26 protein-coding genes and 1 pseudogene are annotated in these 23,163 nt (G+C 69.1%); 6 read left to right on the forward strand and 21 right to left on the reverse strand.

Translation table 11 applies throughout. The features are described from left to right. The 3 genes and pseudogenes from ACIBKY_RS50810 to ACIBKY_RS50820 form a co-directional block, all read left to right on the forward strand. A pseudogene (locus ACIBKY_RS50810) lies at positions 1–651 on the forward strand (hypothetical protein); the annotation flags it as partial. Between the two features lie 225 nt (positions 652–876). Then, a complete protein-coding gene (gene ligD, locus ACIBKY_RS50815; protein ID WP_397109155.1) occupies positions 877–1,863 on the forward strand; it encodes a non-homologous end-joining DNA ligase in 987 nt (328 codons plus the stop codon). 441 nt (positions 1,864–2,304) lie between these two features. After that, complete coding sequence (locus tag ACIBKY_RS50820) at positions 2,305–2,571, forward strand: hypothetical protein (RefSeq protein WP_397109157.1); 267 nt, start codon at positions 2,305–2,307, stop codon at positions 2,569–2,571. A 770-nt stretch (positions 2,572–3,341) separates the two neighbouring features. On the opposite strand, the gene ACIBKY_RS50825 is transcribed toward ACIBKY_RS50820, so the two are convergent. The 5 genes from ACIBKY_RS50825 to ACIBKY_RS50845 are packed head-to-tail and all read right to left on the reverse strand — an operon-like array spanning position 3,342 to position 5,294. Beyond that, positions 3,342–3,599, reverse strand: coding sequence for a hypothetical protein (locus tag ACIBKY_RS50825; RefSeq protein WP_397109159.1), 258 nt, complete (start codon positions 3,597–3,599; stop codon positions 3,342–3,344). A 51-nt stretch (positions 3,600–3,650) separates the two neighbouring features. Beyond that, positions 3,651–4,172, reverse strand: coding sequence for an XF1762 family protein (locus ACIBKY_RS50830; RefSeq protein WP_397109161.1), 522 nt, complete (start codon positions 4,170–4,172; stop codon positions 3,651–3,653). After that, entirely contained in the window at positions 4,133–4,927 is a 795-nt protein-coding gene (locus tag ACIBKY_RS50835; RefSeq protein WP_397109451.1) for an N-acetylmuramoyl-L-alanine amidase, read from the reverse strand. Before ACIBKY_RS50835 ends, ACIBKY_RS50830 begins: the two co-directional genes overlap by 40 nt. A 5-nt stretch (positions 4,928–4,932) precedes the next feature. After that, a complete protein-coding gene (locus ACIBKY_RS50840; RefSeq protein WP_397109163.1) occupies positions 4,933–5,175 on the reverse strand; it encodes a hypothetical protein in 243 nt (80 codons plus the stop codon). Continuing rightward, a complete protein-coding gene (locus ACIBKY_RS50845; RefSeq protein WP_397109165.1) occupies positions 5,172–5,294 on the reverse strand; it encodes a hypothetical protein in 123 nt (40 codons plus the stop codon). Before ACIBKY_RS50845 ends, ACIBKY_RS50840 begins: the two co-directional genes overlap by 4 nt. 78 nt (positions 5,295–5,372) lie before the next feature. Between ACIBKY_RS50845 and ACIBKY_RS50850 the strand changes: the two genes are divergently transcribed. Beyond that, on the forward strand, positions 5,373–5,546 hold the full coding sequence (locus ACIBKY_RS50850) for a hypothetical protein (protein ID WP_397109166.1): 174 nt from the start codon (positions 5,373–5,375) through the stop codon (positions 5,544–5,546). Here ACIBKY_RS50850 and ACIBKY_RS50855 read toward each other — a convergent pair. From ACIBKY_RS50855 to ACIBKY_RS50865, 3 genes are read right to left on the reverse strand one after another with little or no spacing between them, the layout of a single operon-like run. Further along, the gene (locus ACIBKY_RS50855; protein WP_397109168.1) at positions 5,532–5,849 is read right to left on the reverse strand and encodes a hypothetical protein; all 318 of its coding nucleotides are present in this window, start codon (positions 5,847–5,849) and stop codon (positions 5,532–5,534) included. The genes ACIBKY_RS50850 and ACIBKY_RS50855 overlap by 15 nt on opposite strands. Then, positions 5,842–6,516, reverse strand: a complete 675-nt coding sequence (locus ACIBKY_RS50860) for a hypothetical protein (protein ID WP_397109170.1) — start codon at positions 6,514–6,516, stop codon at positions 5,842–5,844. Before ACIBKY_RS50860 ends, ACIBKY_RS50855 begins: the two co-directional genes overlap by 8 nt. A 29-nt stretch (positions 6,517–6,545) precedes the next feature. Then, entirely contained in the window at positions 6,546–9,329 is a 2,784-nt protein-coding gene (locus ACIBKY_RS50865) for a hypothetical protein (RefSeq protein ID WP_397109172.1), read from the reverse strand. Positions 9,330–9,449: 120 nt separating this feature from the next. On the opposite strand from ACIBKY_RS50865, the gene ACIBKY_RS50870 reads away from it, so the two are divergent. After that, positions 9,450–9,938, forward strand: a complete 489-nt coding sequence (locus ACIBKY_RS50870) for a Pycsar system effector family protein (protein ID WP_397109174.1) — start codon at positions 9,450–9,452, stop codon at positions 9,936–9,938. A gap of 22 nt (positions 9,939–9,960) precedes the next feature. Here the strand turns inward: ACIBKY_RS50870 and ACIBKY_RS50875 are convergent, their stop codons facing one another. From ACIBKY_RS50875 to ACIBKY_RS50890, 4 genes are all read right to left on the reverse strand, one after another. After that, on the reverse strand, positions 9,961–10,434 hold the full coding sequence (locus tag ACIBKY_RS50875; protein ID WP_397109176.1) for a hypothetical protein: 474 nt from the start codon (positions 10,432–10,434) through the stop codon (positions 9,961–9,963). After that, positions 10,431–13,193 (reverse strand): hypothetical protein, encoded by a 2,763-nt coding sequence (locus tag ACIBKY_RS50880; RefSeq protein ID WP_397109178.1) that lies wholly within the window; start codon positions 13,191–13,193, stop codon positions 10,431–10,433. The genes ACIBKY_RS50875 and ACIBKY_RS50880 overlap by 4 nt, the downstream gene beginning before the upstream one ends. A gap of 38 nt (positions 13,194–13,231) precedes the next feature. Continuing rightward, positions 13,232–13,693, reverse strand: coding sequence for a hypothetical protein (locus ACIBKY_RS50885; protein ID WP_397109180.1), 462 nt, complete (start codon positions 13,691–13,693; stop codon positions 13,232–13,234). Positions 13,694–14,571: 878 nt separating this feature from the next. Next, entirely contained in the window at positions 14,572–15,450 is an 879-nt protein-coding gene (locus tag ACIBKY_RS50890; protein ID WP_397109181.1) for a hypothetical protein, read from the reverse strand. Between the two features lie 259 nt (positions 15,451–15,709). Between ACIBKY_RS50890 and ACIBKY_RS50895 the strand changes: the two genes are divergently transcribed. Further along, positions 15,710–16,009 carry a hypothetical protein gene (locus tag ACIBKY_RS50895; protein ID WP_397109183.1) on the forward strand — a complete coding sequence of 100 codons (300 nt, stop codon included), beginning with the start codon at positions 15,710–15,712 and terminating at the stop codon, positions 16,007–16,009. 20 nt (positions 16,010–16,029) lie between these two features. Here ACIBKY_RS50895 and ACIBKY_RS50900 read toward each other — a convergent pair whose 3' ends face one another. From ACIBKY_RS50900 to ACIBKY_RS50940, 9 genes are all read right to left on the reverse strand, one after another. Next, positions 16,030–18,333: a hypothetical protein gene (locus ACIBKY_RS50900; RefSeq protein WP_397109185.1), complete on the reverse strand. Its 2,304-nt coding sequence runs from the start codon at positions 18,331–18,333 to the stop codon at positions 16,030–16,032. Between the two features lie 48 nt (positions 18,334–18,381). Then, positions 18,382–20,433: a hypothetical protein gene (locus ACIBKY_RS50905; RefSeq protein WP_397109187.1), complete on the reverse strand. Its 2,052-nt coding sequence runs from the start codon at positions 20,431–20,433 to the stop codon at positions 18,382–18,384. Between the two features lie 19 nt (positions 20,434–20,452). After that, a complete protein-coding gene (locus ACIBKY_RS50910; protein WP_397109189.1) occupies positions 20,453–20,587 on the reverse strand; it encodes a hypothetical protein in 135 nt (44 codons plus the stop codon). Positions 20,588–20,622: 35 nt separating this feature from the next. Further along, a complete protein-coding gene (locus ACIBKY_RS50915) occupies positions 20,623–21,099 on the reverse strand; it encodes a hypothetical protein (protein ID WP_397109191.1) in 477 nt (158 codons plus the stop codon). Positions 21,100–21,102: 3 nt separating this feature from the next. After that, positions 21,103–21,570 carry a phage tail tube protein gene (locus tag ACIBKY_RS50920; protein WP_397109193.1) on the reverse strand — a complete coding sequence of 156 codons (468 nt, stop codon included), beginning with the start codon at positions 21,568–21,570 and terminating at the stop codon, positions 21,103–21,105. A gap of 70 nt (positions 21,571–21,640) precedes the next feature. Beyond that, positions 21,641–22,093 carry a minor capsid protein gene (locus tag ACIBKY_RS50925; RefSeq protein ID WP_397109195.1) on the reverse strand — a complete coding sequence of 151 codons (453 nt, stop codon included), beginning with the start codon at positions 22,091–22,093 and terminating at the stop codon, positions 21,641–21,643. Continuing rightward, positions 22,090–22,443, reverse strand: coding sequence for a hypothetical protein (locus ACIBKY_RS50930; RefSeq protein WP_397109197.1), 354 nt, complete (start codon positions 22,441–22,443; stop codon positions 22,090–22,092). Before ACIBKY_RS50930 ends, ACIBKY_RS50925 begins: the two co-directional genes overlap by 4 nt. Further along, complete coding sequence (locus ACIBKY_RS50935; protein WP_397109199.1) at positions 22,440–22,754, reverse strand: hypothetical protein; 315 nt, start codon at positions 22,752–22,754, stop codon at positions 22,440–22,442. Before ACIBKY_RS50935 ends, ACIBKY_RS50930 begins: the two co-directional genes overlap by 4 nt. 3 nt (positions 22,755–22,757) lie before the next feature. After that, positions 22,758–23,162, reverse strand: coding sequence for a hypothetical protein (locus tag ACIBKY_RS50940; protein ID WP_397109201.1), 405 nt, complete (start codon positions 23,160–23,162; stop codon positions 22,758–22,760). Position 23,163: the final 1 nt, after the last annotated feature.

Genomic DNA, 23,163 nt, shown 5'->3' on the forward strand with positions numbered 1-23,163 from the left:
GCCTCTGGCCGGGCCCAGCCGGACCCGCGCGCCGACGTCCAGACCTGGAAGCCGGTACCGGCGATCCTCGATGCGCTGGAGGAGTCGTACGAGCTCGCCTTCGGCACCGTCGAGCCCACCGGCAAGCGGCTCCTCGTCGCCGTGGACTCCTCCGGGTCGATGAGTAGTCGGTGGGGCGGAGGCGTGGTCGTCGGCGGCTCCTCGATCGGCTCCCCGTACGAGGTTGGCTGCGCCATGGCCGTCATGCTCTCCCGGATCGAGAAGGGCAACGTCCACGTCATCGACGTCGACACCAGCGTGCATGCCTCAAAGGTGACGCCGCGGACCAACTTGCGTGAGATCGCCTCCTGGCGGCCCTCGGGAGGCGGAACCGACCTGTCGCTGCCGTTCGACTGGGCGCGGCATGAGCGGATGGCGGTGGACGGCTTTGTCCTCTTCAGCGACATGGAGACGTGGGCAGGCAGAGCCCACGCTTCGCAGGCGCTCGACGCCTACCGGAGCGCGATGAACCCGGCCGCCCGCGTGGTGCTCGCGACCATGACGCCGAGCGGCTACACGCTGGGCGAGCCCAGCGATGCGGGGGTGCTGAACCTGGCCGGCGTGGACGCGTCGCTGCCGCAGGTCGTGAACGGGTTCATCCGCCGCGGATAGCCCGGCACGCGAATGTGCCCCGCCTCCTGGTTCAGGAGGCGGGGCACTTGTCGTTGGAGATGACACGATCAACACGCGGCCGATCCTGAACGCCGGAGTAACGAGCACGCCTTGTCGAGCAGCACCGCACCCCGATGATCCGGGCGGGGGACAGACAGGCAGTATGACCATCTGTAAACCGCCTCTTGGCCTTGCCGATCACGAAGCCCGGGTACGAGCCGATGCATGGCGCTGCCGCACTACGCGCCCATGCTGGCCGCACCCGGATCACCACCGCCGCCATCGCAGGACGACGCGTGGGGCGTCGAGATGAAATGGGACGGCGTCCGCGCACTCGCCTACGTCGAGGACGGCGCCGTGAGGCTGATGTCGCGCAACCTCAAGGACATCACCATCGCCTACCCCGAGATCCAGCTCATGGCGGGAGCGGTGGGCGGCCACGCCGTGGTGCTCGACGGCGAGCTCGTGGCGTTCGACGATGCAGGGCGGCCCAGCTTCGGCCAACTGCAGGCCCGGATGCATCAGCGTAACCGGGCGAGGATCACTGAGCTGGTCGGCACGGTGCCCGTCACGTACCTCATCTTCGATCTTCTGCACGTGAACACGGCCAGCGCGACCGCCATGCCGTACGTAGAGCGCCGGGAGCTCCTGGAGGCCACCGTGCGGCCGGGCTACAGGTGGCAGGTGCCCACCTGGTTTCGAGGCGGCGCCCAGGCGGCGCTGGAGTCCTCCGAGCAGCTCGGGCTCGAAGGCGTGGTCTGCAAGCGGCTCGCGTCGCCGTACCGACCCGGCCGCCGCTCGGCCGACTGGACCAAGGTCAAGAACTGGCACGCCGCCGAGGTCATCATCGGCGGATGGCAGCCCGGCGCCGGCCGCCGTTCCGGCGCGATCGGCTCACTTCTGCTCGGCGCTCATGACCGCCAGGGTCGCCTCGTCTACGTGGGGCACGTCGGCACCGGCTTCACCGCGACCACGCTTCGCAGCCTCCGTGAGCGCCTGGCGCCGCTGGAGCAAGAGGCATCGCCGTTCACCAGTCCGGTGCCGCGCGAGTTCGCGCGCACCGCGCGCTGGGTCGAGCCGGTGCTCGTTGGCGAAGTGCGGTACGGGGAATGGACTGCAGATCATCGGCTTCGGCACCCAAGCTGGCGAGGGCTGAGAGCGGATGTGGAGCCGTCGGCTGTTCTTGAGCCTGGCCTGCGAGACGTCAGCTAGTTCCATAAAGGGGTACAAACCTCAGGAAAGGCCCAAGAAACTAGCTCGATATCAAGACAAGCCTTCTTCGGCTGGTGCAGACCAATTCCTTCCATAAGGCTTCGACCTGCGGTTATTGCTTCTCGAAAGTTTTCTCGCGTCTGCGGCTACTCGTTACACGCGGATTGCCAGTATCTTTTCCTACGTGCACCTGTTCGGCGGCGCTCAACCGGCCGCGCTCTCCGCCAGCCAGACTTGGCCTGCTGGGCCATCGGGCTGGCTTTTGCGCGTTCTGGTGCGATCTACCCGAATCGGTCTCCGTGCCTCTTTCTCCTTCTGCCCCTTCTGCTGGTTGCAAGCGCTTTCCGGTAACCGCGTATACGGGCTTGCCGTAGTGGCGTGTCTAGCCCCTTCACGTGTGGTCGACGTGGGGGCTGCGGTAACCAGACCAGGGGAAGATGCATGTGCAAGAAAAAGAAGTCCGGCAAGAAGAAGCTGGACAAGCCCGGCAACAAACCGGACAATCCCGCACCTCAGCCAGAGGTAAAGCCGGAGGAGTCCAGAGAGAAGTCGGGCAAGCCCGAGGAGAAGCCGGAAGAGTCTGTGGAGAAGGCGGACAAATCCGAGGAGAACTCGGACAACTGGGTCAGGAAGTGGCTTCCCGCCGCTGGAGGTGGCGCTTCAGTCGGCAGATTGATTCTCGACCTGATCGACAAGTTCAGAGGGTGACCGCCCTGGGCCGCACCGGTGACAGCCGATGCGACCACAGGGCGACCAGCTAGCAAAGAGGGGTTTCCCGCCGGAATCCGGTCCGTGCACGGACCGGGGCGGGGGCCCCTCTTTTGCTTGGACGCCAAGTCTGTCGACTCAGGTCCAAGCCCTTCACCTAGCGAAGGTATACGCGCCGTGTTCTTTTGACTACCAGAACAGAGGTGTCGGCACTCATGTGGCACCTTTTGTCCTACTTCATCACGATTATAGCGACATTCCGCGACTGACATAATCCCCAACTCTCGCGCGGAATTCTAGAGACTGCGCGAGATGTCACCGGATTGGCACGAAGTCCTCGCCAAAGGTTCATTGCCCGATTTGCGCAAAATGAAAAAAGGGCTCCACCCAGCCGAGTGCTGGGTGGAGCCCTTCGAGGTGCAGAGGTGCGGCGCGGGTGATTACGGCGTAATCACCCGGAGCGATCAGGTGCGCGCTACCCAGTTGAGTCCATGCCAACTCGGCATGAGATGAGTCAGCGGGGATGCCGGATCAATACGTTCCTCTGCCGGCTCCAGCATCGCTAATTGTGACGTGGAAACTACACATTGTAGTGACGGATAATGCGTCACCACTCTCTGATTTGAGGCGAACGGAACCTGTGATCGGAGTGGCTGTGACATCAGCCAGAGGGACGCGACCGATTGGTCTATACCTCTCTGGCCACCTCTACTTAGTAAGATGTGCCGTCGCTACTGCTGCGCAGAGGTCCAGCCGAGGATGCCGCCGGACTATCGACGATCCAGAGGCAGATCAGGACGGCGGGTGTGCTTCGCCTTATAGCCGGACACGTACGTGATCAGACCCGGCACCAGCGGGACAGCCAGCGTCTCCAGCCAGTCCGGCAGGAACGCGATCAGGTCCAGGTCTGCGTTGATGGCCTGCAGAACGGTGAGGCCGGCGAGCAGCCCCAGGTACGAGCCTGCGGTCGCGGCAGTGACCTTCCGCTCAACGGGCGGCTTGCCGTACTGGATCGGATCTCCGTGCATGATGAGCCTCCTAAGGCATGGGGAAGCCCGCCCGGCCGGGCAGGCTGAAGATCAGTTCGTCTCGTCGAGGAGCCCGGGAACACGGACGCCAGGCGCATCCCACAGAACACGCGCCACGGACTCGACGTCGCTTCCGGCGCGAGGCCGCGCCGGGCATGACCATGAGCCGCGCGGTGGCCGTACCGCCGACAGCGACCACCCGGCCGCCCGCAACGACGCGCCGTCCTCATCAGCCCGCGTATACGTGATCAGCCTCTGGTAGCCGAGCGCTCGCGCTGCTCTCCACGCAGCCCCGAGAAGCAGCGAGCACACGTTCGCGGTGCCATCCGTCGCCAGCCGCGTCACCTCCAACACCCGGCCGGTGTCCAGCAGACGGGCGACAGGTCGGCCGACAATCACCACGCCCACGAGGTCGTCGGCCACCGCGGCACCGATCGAGAACTTGTGTCCGGGCGGCGGACGCAGACGCCGATGATGCTCGTCAACGAACGCGGCGGCCAGCGCGAACGTCACGGGGACCAGCTGCAGCCGGGTCACACGCCGGGTTTGGTCCACGTCCACGTCGAATCCCACGTGGCAGCGTCCACCTCGCCCGAGGCTGGCAGGCCGACGGCGTGCTGCCAGCTGCGGCACACCGATCGCGACTTCGGCCCGTAGACGCCGTCAACGTCGATCTTCCATCCGCGCTTGGCCAGCTTGGCCTGCCACACCCGGACGTCCTCGCCCTCCACGTACGGCTCCGCCAGCTTGAGCACGCGGCCGGGCCAGCGCGGGACGCCGTCCTTCCACACGATCTCCGGCGCGGGCTCGCTGTCCTTGGGTCGCTTCGCGCCCGCCTTCACCCACCGGTACAACGCCGCCCCCGGGCACGAAGTCGCGTACCCGTCCCGATGCCCCCTCACCTCTCGGCCGGCACCGCCTTCCTTGCGGAGGTAGTCGATGGCGTCGCAGATCGCGCGCAGCAGGTCGTCGTTCGGCTCGGTGAAGCCAGAGTCGCCGATGAGCGCAAGCACCGCGTAATGCTGAGAGTTGAGGCCAGGGCCGTTCGCGGCCGGGACCACGCCCGGCCCGCGGCCGACGAACACCCTCCGGTGCGGGCAGGCGACCATGTTGTAGCCCAGGTCGATGTACCTCTCGCCGCGGCCACCGGACATGTGCATCTGCTGGAAGCGCAGCACGAGCTCGATGCACTTGCGGTGGTTTCTCGCCTCGGCGATGTCGGCGGGCACGTGCCCGCCGGTGTAGTGCACCTTGACGCCGCGGGTGCGGGCGATGCGGGTGTACTTCGCGGTGGGCCGCTTCGCGCCCCAGCCCTTGCGGCTGACCATCCGGATCAACGGGTCACCTCCTGTTCGTCGTCGGGGTGGTCGAGGTACACGAAGCCGGTCTTGCCGTCGTGGCCATGGACGGCGATCGCGTCGTCGATGCTGTTCCACTGCACGGTCGACGGCCGGTCTCCGCGCCAGCGGATCACGACGGTCCCGTCCGGCCACTGGACGCCGTCGGCGACGACGCCGGTCCCGGACACGCCGGAGACATCGGTGTGCCGCATCAGCATGAAACGGCGAGTGATCAAGGAGCCTCCTCAGGAGGGGTGAGCTGGAGCCATTCAGCGACGGTCATGCCGTACGCGGCGGCGGGGACGTGCAACGGGAGGACGGCGGGCACAACCAGCACCCCGTCGTCCACGGGCATCACCAGCAGGAGACGCCACCTTTCGGTCGGTGACGGGCAGAGAGATACTGACCACGAGAACCGGACGTGGAGGTGCTCATGGGCAAGAACAGCAACCGAGCCGCCCGCACCCCGGCCAAGTGGGACGCCGCCGCTCTGGCGCGCGTCCAGCGGACCGCCGCGGGCAACCCAGGCAGCAAGACGGCGAAGAGCGGGTTGGCGCCCAGGGCGCAGTCCGCTCACGACCGGCAGAAGGGGTCAGCCTCGGGTTAGCTGGACGAACGTCATCGCCGCGGCGGCGATCGTCACCATGAGGCCGACGACGGTGATGATCAGTTTGGTGCGGTCGGCGAGCTGAGTCCGGGTGACGGCCTCGCGCTCCAGCTCGCCAATCCGCCTCTCCAGCGCCTCCCGCTCGGCGCGGTCCAGTTCGACCTGGCGGGCAAGCTCGGCATGCCGGTTGTCCACCTGATCAAGCCGCTGCAGGATCAGCGTGGTGGACCCGTTCGTGCGCTCGAACCCGACCTCCACCAGGCCACGCAGCTCCGCCAGGGCCAGGGCGAGGTTCTCATCCACCAGCCACCCCCCACGGCTTGCGGCCCGTCCACGTCGCCGGCGGCTTCATCGCGTACGCCGGGGTGACAGGGGCGGCCTGGTTGCTGCGGTAGTAGTCGACGGCCAGACGGCGCGCCTCAACGCGGGCGGGGTCGAGCCGGACCATCGTCCTGATCGGCTCCAGCGGGTCCGCGGGCGCGGTCACGTCCAAGCCGACGTAGTCGAGCACCCCCTGCCGGAACGCCTGGTTCTCGGGCAGCATCTGCACGCGGTGCTCCTTGACGGCAGCGATGCGGGCCCGGTGCGCGGCCAGCCGATCGCTGTCCGGGACGCCGGGCGTCCAGCACGTCGGCAGGCCGTGCGTCGCCTCCAGCTGCGCGGCCGCAGCCGGGTTCAGCCGGGCGAGAGCGTCGTCCGGGTCCGGGATCCACGGCTCGTGCAGGACGACGTCGAGCAACGTGTCGAGGTCCTCGGGGTCGATGCCGTACTCGGCGGCCCGCCACTCCCACGTGGAGTGCGGAATGATCAGCATGTGGGCGCCGCCGTCCGCGCGCACCGCGGCGACGCCCCAGATGGGTTCGGCGCCGTCCGGCGCGGGATGCTGCTCGGCGTGCGCGCCGCCGGCTTGCAGCAGGCTCGTGTGGCTGTAGCCGAGTTCGGCGTCCCACAGGGTCCAGGTCTCCGCCACCGGCGGTCTCCTCTCGAAAGGGGAAGGGGTCAGTGGCGGTGTGACCACCAGTAGAACGCCTTGCCGGACAGCACGCCGCCGCCCTGCGACCAGCCGATCGAGAAGCTCGACTGGCTGGACATGTCGAGCGCCCAGTAGAAGTTCGGGTTCGACGCGCCGTCGCGGACCACGCTGACCGGCCCCATGTTGGAGGCCATGGTCGCGCCGTAGTGGATCGTGACCCCGACGAACCCGGACGCCACCGTCCCGGACCCCGCGTGCACGGTGTCGTACGGGTCGGCGCTGTTGGTGTCCCAGACGCGACCCCGCAGGTACCAGCGGCCGCTGGAGTTGCAATGGATGTAGGACTGCGAGGAGGAGAAGCCGTCGTTGTAGCCGAACTGGCCGTACCCCTCGGCGACGTCGAGGCCGCCGCCCTTGCGCGTCGACGACGACGGCTGCCGGATGCCGAGCCGTACCAGGCCAGCCGCGACCTGGAGTTCGGCCCGTGCTGACCCGGACTGGTTGGTGCCGGAGGTGATGAACGTTGTCGTCTCGCCCGGGTACCAGCCGTCTTCGGCGTAGAACCGGGTGTAGTTGGCGTTCCCGGCCGGGTAGAACCGCAGGTCCAACGTGCTGGAGTCGAGGACGAACCGCTGCCCGGTCGCCGCCGAGCGGACGATTGACCCGGTGATCGTCTTGCCGTTGATCGCATTGGCCGAGATGTGCGCGGCGGTGATCGCGTTCGCGGCGATCTTGTCGGCCGTGATGGCGTTCGCGCTGACGTGCGCCGCCTGGATAGCCCCTGCGATGATCTTGTCTGCAGTGATGGCGTTGGCCATGATGTGCCCGGCCTCGATCGCGAGCGCCCGGATCAGGCGGCCGGTGATCGTGTCGGCGGTGATTTTCGCGTCGCCGGGGATGGTGCCGTCGATGATGTGGGTCGCGCCGTCGATGATCGCGCCGATGACGTCGGTGTCCACGAGCGGCTTCGTGGCCACGGTGACGCGGACGGAACCGGCGGACTCGTTGCCGAGCCGGTCGGCGGCCGTGAGCCACACTTCGCGGTCGGCGTTGTACGGCTGGCCCGGGATCACCTCGACGCCGGCGCCGGTCAGGTAGCCGACGCGGGCGCCCGGGTCGCCGCCGTTGAGCGGGTCGCGCATGTAGACGTGGACGCGGTCAAAGTCGGCCGGCATCGGCTCGCCCGCGCTGCCGTTGCCGTCCCAGGCGACGTGGATGACGCCGAGCCGGGACGCCACGACCGGCGTCGAGGGTACGGGTGGCGGCACGGTGTCGTTCGGGATCGTCACCGTCACCGCAGGCGAGGCAACACCCTTGACGCCTTCGTTCGTGGCTCGCACCCACAGCCGATACGTGGCCCCGGTGATGAGCGGGCTGTAGGTGACGTTCCGGTCGGTGGAGTCGGAGGTGACGATCACGAGCGGCTGCCCGGTCCCGGGCGGTGTCTGCGCGATCAGCTCGTAGCCGTCGACGCCGAGCGGCTGCCCGGCCACGTCCGTGGTCACGGGCGCCCACGTGGCGGTGATCTGCCCGCGCGGCCATCCGTGCTCGTCCAGGTAGACGTCGGGTTCGACGACGAGGCCGTCCGCGGCGGCCGGGACGCGGCCGGTGCCGTCCGAGCCGGGGTTGCTGCCGGACCCGCCCGAGCTGATGCCGCCGTTCAGGATGCCGTTCTGGGCGCGGGCCAGGCGGATGGTCCGCTCCAGGAAGCGGTCGTTGAGCACGAGGTTGCCGCCGAGGACCCCGTCTGCGGCGCACGACAGCGTGATCTGGCGGATGCGCAGGTCCTGCATGGCGGCGTTGTCGCCGGGGGCGAGCACGTGGTCGCCGGTCCGATAGTCGGCCAGCGGCAGCCAGCGGGCCGCCCCGAATACGAACTGGCGGGTGAGCTGGACGCGTTCGCGGGCGACGCGCTCCAGCGCATGCTGGCCGAGGAGCGTCGCAGTCCCGTGATCGGCGACGCCGCCCATCGACTGGAATGTCTCCCACCGGCCCCACGGGGCGGTCGCGGCCGGGTTGGTCACCTCGACGCGCAGGTTGTCCTCACCCGCGATCAAGATGACGGAGGAGGCGTCCTCCAGCGTCGCCTCGTCCGGGGCCTGGTCGACGTCACGCCCAAGCCGCAGATCCACCGGCGCAGGCCCGGCCGCGAACTGGCGGGCCAGCGCGGTGCCCTCGTTGAACGCCTGCAGGGTGCGGCCGGACATCTGCCAGTCGAGGACGCCCTGCTCGGCGAGGTTGATGAGGACGGCCTGCAGGTTGGCGCCGACGTCGAGCCCGATCGTCAGCGTCTTGTTCCACGCTTGCCCGTCGCTGTCGTGCGTCGGCGTGAAGTCCACCATTAGGCCGGGCAGCGCCCCGCGCTCCTGCCCTTCCCCGATGAACGCGGCCAGGATCGCGCCCGGGGTCGCGGCTGCGAACTGCCGCTTGCCGTCGACCAGGCCGCCCGTGCCCGCGTACAAGATCAGCTTGGTGAGCATCCACGCGTAGCCGGGCATCTGGTAGGCGCGGGCGGCGGACCGGTCGGTGTTCTCCCCCGACCGTTTGATCCGCAGGAAGCGCGCGTTCGCGGGCTCAACCCACGCGTCGCCGGTCGAGTACTCCACCGCGACCTCGCACGGCGACTCCAACCAGGTCGCGCCCTGACCGAGCCTGCTGTAGGTCAGCCGCAGCGACGACACGTCGTTCAACGGCAGGCCGGCCTCGAACCCGAGGTGCTGGCCTAGCACGCCGAGCCGGGCACCGTTGGGTTGGTAGGCGACCAGGCGCAGGCCGTACCGCAACGGCTCCCCCGGAATGATCACTTGCACAGCTCGCCCCCAGGGTTGTCTTGATACTCAGACAGTGCTGCGCCGAATGCGCTGGAGCCTTACGGGAGGGGCGCGCGTCTAACGGTGAGCAGCGCCTTCCCCAGAGCCGAATGGGCGACGATGAACGACGAGCGTTCAGTGTTAGAGGACCTGTACCGCAACATTCAGCAGATCGCCGAGTGGATCCGGTTCGCCGACGCCAAGGCGGGAGCCATCGTCGCGGTCAACGGCGTCATGATCGCTTTCTACGCTGGGCGCCTCGGCGGAAATCCCAGACCTTCTGCCATCGCCGTGGTGTCCACCTCGGCGGCTCTTGTTGTAGCGGCCTTCAGCGCGCTCCTAGCCGTGGTGACCGTTTCGCCGAGGGCCCGCCGCCTCGGGGCGAACTCCGCGATTCACTACGGCACCATCGCGGCGCACGCGTCGGCGGAGGCATTCCACCAGACCGTCATGACCGTGTACGCCGATGCAAAGCAACTGGACCGAGCGCTATCGACCGAGCTATGGATGCTGGCGCGGATCGCGGACCGCAAGTACATCTATGTGGTCTGGGCCATACGTGTATGGATCGCCGCCTTCCTCCTGGGCGTGGTCACCCTGCTGCTGTGACCACAACCCAGCTGCCGCGTCACTACGGTCGAAAGGTCCGTTCGTCCTGTGCCACGAGGAAGCGGTCGATCTCCATCCGCAGGGCCGCGACCCGCACCGGGTCGATCCGGGTGCTCTTCCGGATGGCGGCCAGCGGATCAACGGCACGCCGGCCGCGCGCCGCCGCCGCGGTGGTGACGAGTTCGCCGTAGCGTTCCTTGCACGCGGCGATCTGCCCGAGCAGCCGCTCGCGCGCCTGCCCGGCTTCGCCTTCGAGCAGGACCTGGCCGTCCGCGTCACCGGCGGCCGCCATCCACGACAGCAGGGGCGCGTACAGCAGCGCGTCGATCGCCTCGTCGAGCGTCTGCAGGCCGTGTTCAGCCATCCGGTGCTCGAACGCCTCCTTCGGGATGCTGGCCGCGAACGGTGTCGCGCCCCCGCTCTCGGGCTCGTAGTGGACGAGCCACGTCGTCGGCCCTTCCTCCACCCGGTCGATGCGCCAACTGCGAACGCTCATGCCACTCCGTGTTGTCTCCAGGCCCACACGTGCAGCGCGACGCTGAAGTTGGGCGGGCTGCCGATGCCGGACTCGTTAGAGCGGAGCGTGAACCCGGTCGAGACCGGGTTACGGATGTTGAAGCTCAGCCGCTCCGGGATCGGGTTGTCCGGCGTGATGACGACGCGGGGCGTGGACTGCAACGTGACGTTGAAGTTCACGAAGTACGTCGACGCGGCCGACTGGCCGATCTCGGGCAGCGACCGCATGAACATGACCAGCCCGGCCTGCGCCTCGTAGGTGAAGGTGCCGCGGAAGGAGGTGTAGCCGGTCGCCGAGCCGCCGCCGTTGTTGAACAGCCACCGGTTCAGGCGTCCGGCGATGTCGTTGTAGCCGACCTCCAGCCGGTCCGGCTGCGCGAACATGTAGCCGCCGCCGGCGAGGCCGTCGGAGGTCTGCACCATGTGCATGCGCCACTCGTCGCCCTTCTGGATCACCTCCGAGCGGCGGGTGCCGTCCGGGCTGGTGCCGGAGTAGAGGCGGATGGCGGCGTTGCTGTCGGTCCAGATGCGGGCGTGGTTCGTGCCGGAGCCCGGCATGAACCGGATCTCGGGGTCGGCCGCGCCAGCCGGGTTGATGATGATGCGGCGGCCGGTGAGCCCGGTGGCGAGCTGGCCGACGATGGAGACCGCGCCGGACGCGGACGACACCAGCACCGTCTGCACGCCGGACCCGTTGTACGCCTCCAGCCCGGCCGTACTGAGTTCGACGCGGGCGCCCGTCGGCGTCCCTGCGACGAGGCGGGACACCAGCGTGAGGATCGCCTCCAGCTTGTCGGCCGTGATCGCGTTCGCCGAGATGTGGCTGGCTTGGACGGCTCCGGCGGAGATCTTCGCCGCGGTGACGGCGTTCGCGACGAGCGCGCCGGTGGTGATGGAGTTGTTCGCCGCGTCTCCGGCGACGAGCGGCACCGTCGCGATGGTGGCGGACGCGGAGCGCGGTGAGGCGTTGCCGCTGCGGTCGACGGCGGTGAAGGAGAAGTCGCGGTCGACGCCGTACGGCAGGCCGGGGACAACGATGGAGCCTGCCGCCAGCAGGTAGCCGATCTCCTGCCAGCCGGGCGCGAGCGGGTCCTGCATCCACACGAGGACCCGGTCGAGGTCGGACGGCATCGGGGAGGCTCCCACGCCGAGGCCGTCCCAGGTGACGTGCACGACCCCGAGCCGGGTGGCCAGCGCGGGCGCGGTCGGCGTGGGCGGCGCCGTGGTGTCGTCCGGCACCGTCACCGCCACCGAGGAGGAGAACGGGCCGCGTGCGCCGAGGTTGATGGCGCGCACCTTGAACTGGTACTGCTCGCCGATCACCAGCGGGGAGAACGTCGCGTTGACGTCCCCGGCCTGCGTGAGCGCGACGAGGAACCACGGCTGCCCGACCTCGTTGACGCGCATGAACAGCTCGTAGCCGCCCACGGTGAGCGCGACGCCGTTCACGTCCGCCGTCACCGCGCCCCACGATGCCGTCACCTGACCGCGCGGGAACCCGGCCTCGTCGATGTAGGCGACCGGGTCCACGATCAGCCCGGCCGGAGCCGCTGGCGTGCGCGGTGCCGGGGCCTCCGGTGCTGGCCTCGCTCCGGACCCTCCGTCAGCGGTGCTGCCTCCGACGATGCCCGCGGTACGGCGGGCCAGCCGCAGGTCGCGTTCGAGGAGGCGGTCGTTGAGGACGAGGTTGCCGCCGACGACGCGGTGCTCGTCGAGCGTGACCGTCATCTGCCTGATCCTCAGGGACTCCATGGCCCCGGCCTCGCCGGGGGCGAAGATGCGGTCTCCGGGCCGGTAGTCCCTCCACGGGAACCACCTGCTGTCCGCAGTGACCAAGATCCCTCGGGTGCGTTGGACACGTTCCCGATCACCGCGCGCTAGGACGGACGCTGCGAGGAGTTGAGCGGTCCCGGAGTCAGAGACACCCCCCTGACCCACGTACGTCTCCCAGGGCCCCCACGGACCGTGATTGCTGGTGGAGACGGTGATCTGGAACCCGCCCTCACCCCGAACGAGGACCCTGGACGCCCGGTCCTCCAGCGTCCCGGTCTCAGGGGCCTCCACCACGTCGCGGCCGTACCGAAGGTCCACCGGAGCTGGGCCCGTCGCGAGGTCGCGCCCGAGCTGGGTGTCGGCGTTGAACAGCTGGACCGTCCGGCCGGTCGTGCGGAAGTCGAGCACGGCCTGCTCGGCGAGGTTGATGAGCACCTTGAGAGCGTCGATGCCGAGCTCGTAGTAGATCGTGAGGATCTTGGCCCACGCCTGCCCTGCGGAGTCGTGCGTCGGCGTGAAGTCCCACGTGATGCCCGGCGCGACTCCCCGCGCTTGGGCCTCCTGGAGGAACGTCTGCATGATCGCGCCCGGCGTCGCCGACAGGAACGCTCGCTTGCCGTCCACGAGCGGCGCCGGGCCCGGGTACAGGACGACCTTGGACAGCTGCCAGATCCAGCCCGGCATCTCGTACGCCGACACCGCGGCGCGGTCAACGCCGTCGGCACGGCGCTTGATCCGCAGGAACCGGCCGTCCGGCGGCTCCGTCCAGACGAGTCCGTCGCTGCTCCACTCGATCGCGATCTCGCACGGCTGCGCCAGCTGGGCCGCGCCGGTCGAGCGGCCGCTGTAGGACAGCTTCAGCGCGGGCACGTCATCGAGCGGCTGCCCGATCTCCGCCTTGAGCGGGTTCGGCAGAACACCCAGCCTCACCCCGTTCGGGGCGTACGCAACGAGACGGAGGTCCACTTCACCTCCAACTCCACCGCGCGAGAGGGGTCAGGCAGTCAGCCCAGGGCGATGATCGGGTACTTGCTGTACGACTGCCACAACCCAGGCGAGCCGAGGCGAAGCACCGCGGGCGGTTCGCCGACCGACATGCTGATGTAGCTGGCGGGGTTGAAGATGAAGGGCCCGACCTGAGGGCCTGGGTTGTACAGCTTCACGTGGCTGTCGGACACGCCAGCGACCGAGACATACACCATCACCTTGCGCAGCTCGTCCGAGGCGGCGATCGGCGCCGGGAAGTGCGCGTTGTGCCAGCCCGCGATCGGCATCGCATCCGAGGGGTTGGTGATGCCGATCGGCAGCATCGAGCCACTGGCCGACTGGTAGACCGCCGCGGTGAAGGTGCCCGTGGTGGTAGGCGTCCCCCGCAGGGCGATCGAGACGCCGATACAGGATCGGCCAGGCGGGATGTACAGCGGCATCGCATAGGCCAGGTGCACGTCTCCGGGTGGGGTGATCACCTCGTCGTTGATGAGGTAGGTGGGGATGCTCTGGGTGATCCCGTACTGGCCGGGCCCAGTGTGCTCGAAATGCCGGTGCGGGGGCACCTCGGCCGCGTCGGACAGGGCGAGGTCGGCGTTGATCGTTGATTCCCTTCATCGGTGGGAGAGTCGGCGCGGATCCCGCCGTCAGCGGGTGAGGCGGAACAGGCACATGGGCCTGTCTGACGGTCTGGGCGGGCAATCCGGAGAGCAAGTTCAAGATTTTTCCGTGACACAAACCAGCATCGAAAATGTGTCAGAGAGAGGCAGTGACCAGCCAATGTCTTTAAACAGACGTTGAACGCATGGAGCCCTCGGGCGGGTTTCCCTCTCACGCGACGAACGCGATGCGAGTATTCTTTGTCTCACCATCTAGCGAAAGGCGGCGATCGCGCATGCGCGCGTTAGACCCGAACAACGGGCGGGGGGAGCAGCGGCTCCTGGCCGTCAAGATCCTGGTGATCTTCACCGAGTGGATCATCCGGCATTGGCCGTTCACCTGACCACATAAGGCCAGGTGAGGACCACAACCTCAACATCCGAGACCCCCCGTTCACGCTTGCAGGCAGGGCGGGGGTTCTCGCTGTCTCGTCTCCAGCTTAGCAACTTCGCCTGCTTTGCGAAATTAACATCTCGAACGATATCCGCAAAGCTAGTGGCAGAGATAAATATCTAGCGGTAGTCAAACCGGAAAGTAGTAACTGCGGCTAGCAATTCGCGGAAGCTTGATATCAGTAGTGGAAATCTAGATTTTGACTAGCGTTGTGATATCCCTGGAGAACTTGCTACGGCTAGTAAGACGTGGAAGTACTAACTACCGCTAGTTGTTGCATCCGGCTCGACTGCATCGCCGCAGGTCACAGGTAGGCACGGCGTCCGCGGATCTCCAGCTTCGACGCCGCGGTGGTCGACGTCGCCGAGCTGGTGACCAGCACCACGCGGGAGAACGGGTCGCCGACGCCGATCGTCGGGGTCAGGTGCAGCCACCGGAAAGCCGACCCGGGGCCGGTCGCCTGGATGTCGCCGGTCACGTCGACCACGTCCGGGCCGGGCGTCAGGTCCCACGTGTCGATGGTCGCCTTCGACGCGCGCATGGCCGCGCAGTCGATGAGGAGCCGCTCGCCGGCGAGGAGGCCGGACGGGCGGCGGATGGTGGCGCCGGTGGCCACGTCGACCACGGTGGGGTTCACGGCCGGGCCGGTGATGCGCAGGAGCGCGTCGGTGATGGGGCCGGTCGCTCCGGCGAAGGTGGTGACGGGCTGGCTCGCGCCGTTCGCTGATCCCTCCCACGTGGACGGGATCGGGTCGCGCCAGAAGACGCCAGGGATCTTCACCACGGCGGTGAAGCGCGCCCTGGCCGGGCCGGGGTCGAGCTCGATCTCGGAGGTGGTCTCCACGGTGACGTCGGCGACGCGGACGATCGACCCGGTCGTGTAGGTGAGCGTCATGAGCCGGTGGCGGACGCCGAACACGGCGGCGAGCGCTTCCAGGTTGGTCTCCAGCTGTTCGACGCCGCCGTTGGAGCCGTCCGGGCGGATGCCGTACGCGCCGACGACGATGGGGAGCGTGGTGGCCTCCAGGTCGAGGCCGTGCACGGGGATCTCGCCGGAGCGGCCGGGCACCTTGAGCGAGACGGCGCGGACGCCCGGGAGCGGCCGTCGCTTGGTGCCGACCTTGGCTCGCCAGCAGCCTGCTGGGTGGTCAAGCGGTACTCCGTCGAGCGTGTACGTCGGCATCGTCCCCTCCCCTCTCGGTCCGATGAGCTTCCTCGGGAGTACTTCGGGTTCCGAGTACCGCCGATGGACGGGCCTGGATACCGCGCCACGCGACCGAGGCTGGCGGTCGCGTACCGCCGGTGTTTACACGCCACTTCAACCAGCAGGCAGACGACGGGACAAGCCGCTGCTCGTTAGCGTTTGACCACTTCAAGCCCCCGCTTTCGGAAGCCAAGAGGGCTCAACGGAGGGCTCAGGAGCAACACACAGGAGGTCGCACATGCGTACGACGTGGAAGGTAGCCGCTGCTGCTGTCACCGTCGCGGCCGGGATCGGCCTGGCGGGTCTGCCTGCCGCGGCAAGCACCTCGATGGGGTACTTGCCGAGCTGCGCGAAGGTCAAGCACACGACGGGCATCACGTCCCAGACGGTCAAGGTCACCAACAACTGCTCCTACGGCGTCGCGTGGTACGTCGACAAGGAAGGGCCGAACAGCGTCTGCTTCTACACCGGTCCGGGCCGGTGGCAGAGCCACAAGTGGCGCAAGATCGATGCCTACCACGGCACGTTCACCTGCTAAGACGTGCCCGTGGCCGACGGTTACAGGACACCCAGCATCCCGGCATAGGCCAGCCCGCGGTTGACGGTGTCGGAGGTGGGCTCGGCGACCGGGTTGATCGCGGTGACGTGCACGGTCACCGCTCCCCCGGTACGGCTCCCGCCGCCGGTGACCGTTCGGCCGGTGGTGGCCAGGTTCGCCGACAGCTCGGGCGTGAACGCACGGCCGAGCTGTCCGGCGATCGACCGGGCCGCCGTCAGTACGGCGCGGGTCTGGCCAAGCATGCCGTCGCGCATGCCCAGCATCGTGTTGGCGCCGATCGCGGCGAACAGCGTGGACGGGGAGCGGATGCCGAGCGCCTGCCTCACCCAGTCCGGCATGATCGAGGAGAAGAAGGTGTAGAGGGTGTCGCGGAACCAGCCGGCCGCTGACGCGATCCCGTTCCACAGCCCTTGCAGCAGCTGGACGCCGAGCTGGCCGACGATGAGCAGGAACTCGCCGATGCCGCGGGCCGCAACCGCGATGGCGCCGGGGAGATCGCCGCGCAGGAGGCGGGCCGCGCCGTCAAGGAGCTGGATCAGCGGCGGCAGCAGCGACGTCGTCAGCTGAACCAGCGGCGGCAGAACGGGCAGGATTACCGGGAGCAGGTCGGCGAAGCTCTTGACCATGGACAGCAGGTGCGGGGCCGCGTCCCGCAGCCCAACCAGGAGGGCCTGGCCGATCTGCCCGGCCACCTGACCGACGAGCACGATCACCGGCCCCAAGATCGGGACCAGCCCAGTGACCAGGTGCGCGATCAGCAGCGCCAGCTGCGGAAGCAGCGGAGCCAGCGCAGGAACCAACTGGTTGACCACGGTCACACCGAGGCTGGCCAGCAGCGGGATCACCGGCTGCAGCGCGAGCAGCGCCTGACCGAAGGAGACGACCAGCAGCTGCAGCGACGGCAGCGCCGCCTGCACCCCGGCAGCGATCGCGCCTGCGATCAGCGCGGCAACCTGGCCGAGCACCGGCAGCAGCGGGGCCGCCGCAACGAAGATCGCCGACACGGCTCCGCCGAGCAGATGCAGCGCGGGCGCGGCCACCTCGACCGCGCGCCGTACCCCCTCGAAGATGGCGGAGATTCCCGGGTAGAGCGCAGCCAGCGCGGGCACCAGGCCTTGCACAGCGGTCGTCAAGATCGGCCCGACCTGGACGGCCAGCGCGCCGATGAGCGGGGCCAGCACCCCGACGCCCTCCGCGACAGCCACCAGGACGGGCGCGAGCGCGGACGCCGCGTCCCCCATCGCGACGAACATCGCGGTGAGCGTCCGCTGGCCGCCTGCCGAGTTCACCCACGCGTTGATCCGGTCCAGGATCAGGCCGAGGACGCCGAGCGCGTCGCCGCCAGCCGCGCGCATCGCAGCGAACACCCCAGACGCGATCCCCCACAGGTCGACGGCAGCCGTCGCGAGCTGGCGCAGCACGGTGACGGCGCCCTGCATCCAGGCGAGCGCGCGCCCCGACTCGGCGGCCGCGGTGAGGAAGTCACCGAACCGCGCCGCCGCCGCGGCGATCTGCGGGACGAGTCCGGCGCTGAACTGCGCGCCGACCGCAGCGATGCGGGCCAGCCCGGCCAGCAGCGGATCGATCGCCACCGCCGCGGCGTCGATGGCCGCGCGCAGCGACCCGAAGACGACCGCGAGGGTGGAGACGGCGACCTGGGAGCGGCCGAACGCGGCCACCCGGGAGACGGAACGACCGATCGCGTCCGCGACCCCGGCCATGCCGGAGGTGACCGGCCCGGCCAGCACCGCGGCCAGCATGCTGAGCTGCCCGGCCAGGGGTGCGAACAGCGCCTCCTGCACGGTCACCCGAATGCCGTCCAGGAGCGGCTTCAGGACGCGCAGTTCCCGCGCCACCGCCTGCGCGGCCGGGGACAGCCGGGCGACCGCTTCCTCGAACTTGGCGGCGTCGTCACCGAGGGCCGCGGAGAACGCGTCGCTGACGCCGTACAGGGCGACCGCGAGCGTGCCCGCCCCGACAGCGGCGAGCGCCAGCAGGCCCGGCATGGCCGCGACCGCGCCCAGCGCGGGTGCGAGCGCCGCCCCGAGCGACAGCAGCGCGTTCCCTACGCCGGCCGCCGCAGCGCCGAGGACCGCCACCCGGGCGGCGGCCGCGACGATGCCGACGCCGAACTGAAGCAGCTGTCCGGCCGTCGCGCGGGCGCTGGCTCCGATCGAGCGGGCGTCCCGGTCGAAGCCGATCGCGGCCAGACGCGACGACGTGGTCGCCTGCGTGAGCGCGCGGATGAACTGCCGGTCCCGCAGGTCGATGGAGATGAACAGCTCTCCGACGTTGATCGCCACCGGCCCTCCCCTCCGAGGGTTGAACCGGCGTGTCGACGCCCTGGCGAGCTAGACCAGGCCGAGAACGGATGCGAACTGCAGGCCCTTGTTCGTCGCGGTGCTCGTGGACTCGGCGACCGGGTAGTAGTTCGTCTGGTGGATCACCGTCTGCGGGCCCGTCCGCGGTGCGCTCGCCTGCGGGACGGCGACCTTGGCGCCGAACGTGGCACCACCCATCGACCCCGCGAGCCCTCCAGCGGTTCCGGCGAGCATCTGCGCGGCCTGCTGGGCGGGGCTGTAGCCGCTCATCGCCGAATGCATGGAGTGGCGCAGCGTGCCGGTGAGCCGCTCGGCAACCGACTTCACGGACCCTTCCTGCGACAGCAGGCCCTGCACCCAGCCGCGGACGGTGTCGACGCCGAGGGCGGCCATGAGCGTGGACGGGGACCGGATGCCGAGCAGGTCCTTGATCCACTTGATGAAGCCGGTGAACAGGCCCCCGACGGTGGAAGTGAAGGAGTTCCACGCGTTGACGAAGCCGTTCTTGATGCCGTTGACCAGGTCCGTGCCGAGGGACCAGAGCTTCTTGAACGCGCCGGTGATCGTGTTGCCGAAGGCGACGACACCCGACTTGATCGTGTCGAACGCGCCCTTGAAGTCGCCCGTCAGGAGCTTGGCCAGGGCGGTGACGACGCTGATGACCAGCGGCAGGATGGCCGTGCTGAGCTGAACCAGGGGCGGCAGAAACGGCGTCACCGCGCCCACGACCTTGGCGAAGATCGTCGCCAGGAGCGTCAGGATGGGCGACAAGGCCTTGATCAGTTGCAGGATCGGCGGCAGCAATGCCTGCCCCAGCTGCCCAAAAACCGGAAGAATGGGCGTCAAAGCACCCAAAACGATGGACACGGCTTGGACGAGTGCGCCGCCCAGCGCGGCCGCGATCTGCCCGACGATCGGCAGCAGCGGAGCAAGCGCCGGAAGAAGCGCGCTGGCCAGCGTGCCGACCAGTTGGGCGATCGGCGGCAGCAGCGGAAGCAGCGCGACGATCAACTGCCCGAACGCGCCAGCGATCTGCCCGACCACCGGCGTGAGCTGCGACAGCACCGGCTGCAGCGCCGTCGTGATCGTCTGCGCGACCTGCACCAGCACCGGCAGAAAGGCCGACGCCAGCGTGCCCGCGAGCTGCAGAATCGGCGGCAGAAGCGGAATGATCGCAGCGACAATCCGCGCGAAGCTCATGATCAGCTGGCCGAGCACCGGCGAGATCCGCAGCAACGCCGGACCCAGCTGAGCCGCCAGCGTCTGGGCGATCAGCGTGAGCCCGGCGAACAGCGGCCCGGCCAGCGATCCCGCCACCTGGACCAGCACCCCGAGCAGCGGCCCGAGCGCTTGAAGAACGCCACCGATCCCGGTCACCAGCGTGGCCAGCAGCCCGCTGTTGGCACCCAGCGCGGCCGACACCGGCGCGAGAAATCCGGCCAGCTGCCCACCGAACTGGCCGAGGCTGCCAGCGAGCGCGCCCAGCAGCGGCGTCACCGCCCCGACGAGCCCCGACACCGCAGGCAGAATCGGCTGCAGAAACGCACTCAACCCTGTCGTGAACTGCGCAAACAGGGGCACCATCTGCGTGAACATGCCTTGCAGCGCCGGAGCCAGCTGCGAGGAGAAGATGCTCTTCAACGAGCCGGCCGCCGCGATCAGTGGCCCCTGGAAAACCGACGCGGCGTTCGCCAGGTCGGCCTTCACCGACGACGACAAGTCCGCGAACGCGGCCTTCACCGCAGGCGCGGTCGCGGCGGCCTTGATGCCGATGATGCCGATGCCGACGACAGCCGCCGCGGCCGCCGCCGCGATCATGCCTCCGGCCGCGACACCGGCCGCGCCGACGCCCGCCAGCAGTGCGCCGCTCTTCGCCCCGGCGGCCGCGAGCGCCATTCCGGCGCGTGCCCCGGCCGAGACGACCGTGGCCGCCATCCGGGTCGCGGCCATCCCCGCGCCGATCATGGCCGCGTGGATGCCGGTGGCGTGCACCCGGATTCCGGCGACGGCCCGCCCGAACGGGCCGGACATCTGGTCGCGGAAGTCGAGCGTCGCGTATAGCTCGCCCACGTTGATGCCCACCCCGGCCCCCTTCAGCTGGTCAGTCCGGTGGAGGAGGGGAGAGGGCGCGGGCCAGGCGCGTGTCAGCGTCGAGCAGGCCGAGGATGCGGGTACGAAGCCACCGCCAGGAGCGGCCCTCCAGCGAGCGCGGCGATTCCAGGTCGATGCCGTACACCTGGTGCAGGTCGCATTCGACGAGCTGCCAGCGGGCTAGGACTTCTTCCCAGCCGACCGCTTCGCCGCCGCCTTCGTGGCCCGGGGCCGGCTCGTACCACTCCCAGAGGCCGGTCGCTTCGTCGTAGTTGCCGCCGCCCCGGGGTCCGGGGCTGCCGCTTCCCCCGCCTGGCCACCCGACTCCCAGTAGCGCATGGCCGTGTCGACGCCCATGGTGATCCACAAGAACGCGGTCACCCCGGCCAGCTTGATCTTCAACCAGTCGACGCCGTTGGCGCGAAGCTGGCCGTAGACGGGGCCGAGAACCCGCTGGTACATGTCGAGCTCCTGGCCGTCGTCCAGCATGGCCGCGTCCACCTGGCCGCCGTTGGCCGCGACCACACCTGCCGCCATCAGCCGCTCGCACAGCACGCCGGTTTCGGCGTCCGGCGCCGGGACGACGTAGCGCTTGCCGCCGATCGGCAACGCCAGCGTGCTGTCGAAGAAGTCGTCAAGATCCTTGAACTCGGCCACGGGCTACGCCGTCGGGTTCGTGATCTCGACCGGCTTGCCCTGGCCGATCACTTCGGCGTCGAACGGCTCCAAGTCGGTGGTCTTGCCGCCGCCGCCCTTGTAGTCGACGGTGCCCCACCCTTCGTAGGCGTCGGGGGCGCCGTCCTTGCGGTACCACCGCACGTGGAGGTTGGCTTCCATGCCGACGATGAGTCCGGCCTTGCGCAGGAGCTCCTGTCCGGCGTCGGGGATGAACGGGCCGGGCTGGTTCTCACGCTTGCGGTTGCCCTTGATCTTGAGGGTCCACGCGCGCTGGGTGGTCGCCTCGGATGCCCAGCCGTCTCCGTCGAAGTCGGAGTCGTCCTCGGTCTTGCTCTTGATCTCGGGCTCGAACGTGGTCAGGCCGCGGACTCGGGTCCAGGTCGCAGCCGCGCTGGGCGTGGCGTCGACCTCGAAGACCCAGTCCTTGGCGAGCAGACTGCGCTGGCTCACGGGGTGCCTCCTCGGGCATGCGGGAAGTTCTCGGCAGCGGTTTAGCTGCCAAGATGGGGAAGTCAGGGAGTTAGGGGCGATGGAGGCTGGGCCGGGCGACCATCAGGTCGTAGCTGTCGGCGCGTTCCCAGCGGCCGGAGGCGTCACGGTCGAGCGGGGCCACGATGCGGCGTTGCGCCAGCAGCACGAACACGCCGGTGGCGAGCTGACAGTTGGACAGGCCCTGCAGGACGTCGTAGACGCCATCGGCCAGGTCGTCGACGACGCGCGGGTCCTGGCCACCGCGCATGCGGGCCTGGACCTGCACCATCGCGTCAGCGTCGGTGACGCTGTCGGTCCACGTTCCGGCCCCGTACACGGCGAAACAGATCGCGTTGTCCGGGCTGGGCGGCAGGCCGCCGATCGTGAGCGCCACCTGGTCGCCGGCGTAGACGCCGTCCGGGTTCCACACGCCGACCCCGTGCTGGGCGTGCAGCTCGGCCAGGCCGGACAGCAGGTCACGCGTCCAGGACCGGGCGCTCATTCGAGCGCCTGCGCGATCGCGGCCGCGATGAGCGCCTCCACGGTCTCGGCCGCCTCGGCGGCGGCGTCCTCGAGAAACTTCGCCTGTCCGGGCGGCAGGTGCCGGGCCTGGAGGTCCTCGTGCACGATGGCGGCGTACGGGGTGTCGTAGGAGACGGCGGCGCGCAGGCTGGTCTCGTCCACGGTTGCGGCGCCGGACTGCTGCAGGCGGGCGGTGTCCACCGGGGTGATGGCGCGGGACTCAGTGAGGATGTGTTCGGAGGCCAGCCGCAGCCCGTTGACGGCGGCGTCGTGGACGTTGTCGGTGATGGTGTTCGGGCTGATGCGCTGGTCCCACCGGGCTCCGCTCATTGGCACACCGCCTCTACGTGGTCCGGAGTTGGGAGGCCGCCGCCATCGCGGATGTAGGAGCCGATGACGGTGGTGGTGCGGCCGTTGACGCTGACGCGGGATCCGGCCGGGCACACGGTGCCGGGCAGCAGGTACAGAGTCAGTTCGGAGACGACCTCCGACCCCTCGGCGTCGCGGACCATGCGGCGTTCGTCGTCGGCCAGGCAGACGACGGTGACGGCCGGTCCGTAGATGGGTCCGTAGGCGCTGTCTCCGAGGTAGGGCTCGATGACCGCCTGGTGGCGCAGCAGCCATGCGGGGAGCACGGTCACGGGTCACCTCCAGGCGGTCGCGTCGATCACCACTCCGGGCAGCAGTCCTGCGCGCCGCAGGATCGCTTTGGCGTCCTGCGCGTGCCGGGGCGGGCCGCTCGCGTCCGACCCGGAGGCTCGTTCCAGCCGTACCGACCCGATGTCGGTCTTCTTGAACGCGCTGGCGACGCCGTACGGGTCGCCGACCTCGCGCGCCCAAGCCGCCTGCGCGCACGTCGCCCGCGCGATCGCCGCCCGAAGGTCGGCGTCGACCGGCATCTCCGAGCTGTCGGTGGCGTAGACCGCGCCCTGGAGCAGCTCGTCGATCCGCTCGCTCGCGCGCTCCAGGTCGCCGTCAATGTCGGCCGGGGCGGGCTTCTTCGTGTAGGCGGTGTAGTCGGCCGCGGTGGCGTACACGAGGAGCGCCACG

It is taken from the genome of Nonomuraea sp. NPDC050394 (assembly GCF_044459065.1).
Taxonomy (GTDB): domain Bacteria; phylum Actinomycetota; class Actinomycetes; order Streptosporangiales; family Streptosporangiaceae; genus Nonomuraea.

Coding starts and splice junctions, on each gene's coding strand:
- ACIBKY_RS50930 (WP_397109197.1), bottom strand. CDS start 22,443: ATGAGCGGAGCCCGGTGGGACCAGCGCATCAGCCCGAACACCATCACC.
- ACIBKY_RS50875 (WP_397109176.1), bottom strand. CDS start 10,434: ATGAGCGTTCGCAGTTGGCGCATCGACCGGGTGGAGGAAGGGCCGACG.
- ACIBKY_RS50870 (WP_397109174.1), top strand. CDS start 9,450: ATGAACGACGAGCGTTCAGTGTTAGAGGACCTGTACCGCAACATTCAG.
- ACIBKY_RS50925 (WP_397109195.1), bottom strand. CDS start 22,093: ATGAGCGCCCGGTCCTGGACGCGTGACCTGCTGTCCGGCCTGGCCGAG.
- ACIBKY_RS50890 (WP_397109181.1), bottom strand. CDS start 15,450: ATGCCGACGTACACGCTCGACGGAGTACCGCTTGACCACCCAGCAGGC.
- ACIBKY_RS50845 (WP_397109165.1), bottom strand. CDS start 5,294: ATGCCCGTGGACGACGGGGTGCTGGTTGTGCCCGCCGTCCTCCCGTTG.
- ACIBKY_RS50850 (WP_397109166.1), top strand. CDS start 5,373: ATGGGCAAGAACAGCAACCGAGCCGCCCGCACCCCGGCCAAGTGGGAC.
- ligD (WP_397109155.1), top strand. CDS start 877: ATGGCGCTGCCGCACTACGCGCCCATGCTGGCCGCACCCGGATCACCA.
- ACIBKY_RS50820 (WP_397109157.1), top strand. CDS start 2,305: ATGTGCAAGAAAAAGAAGTCCGGCAAGAAGAAGCTGGACAAGCCCGGC.
- ACIBKY_RS50835 (WP_397109451.1), bottom strand. CDS start 4,927: ATGGTCAGCCGCAAGGGCTGGGGCGCGAAGCGGCCCACCGCGAAGTAC.
- ACIBKY_RS50825 (WP_397109159.1), bottom strand. CDS start 3,599: ATGCACGGAGATCCGATCCAGTACGGCAAGCCGCCCGTTGAGCGGAAG.
- ACIBKY_RS50895 (WP_397109183.1), top strand. CDS start 15,710: ATGCGTACGACGTGGAAGGTAGCCGCTGCTGCTGTCACCGTCGCGGCC.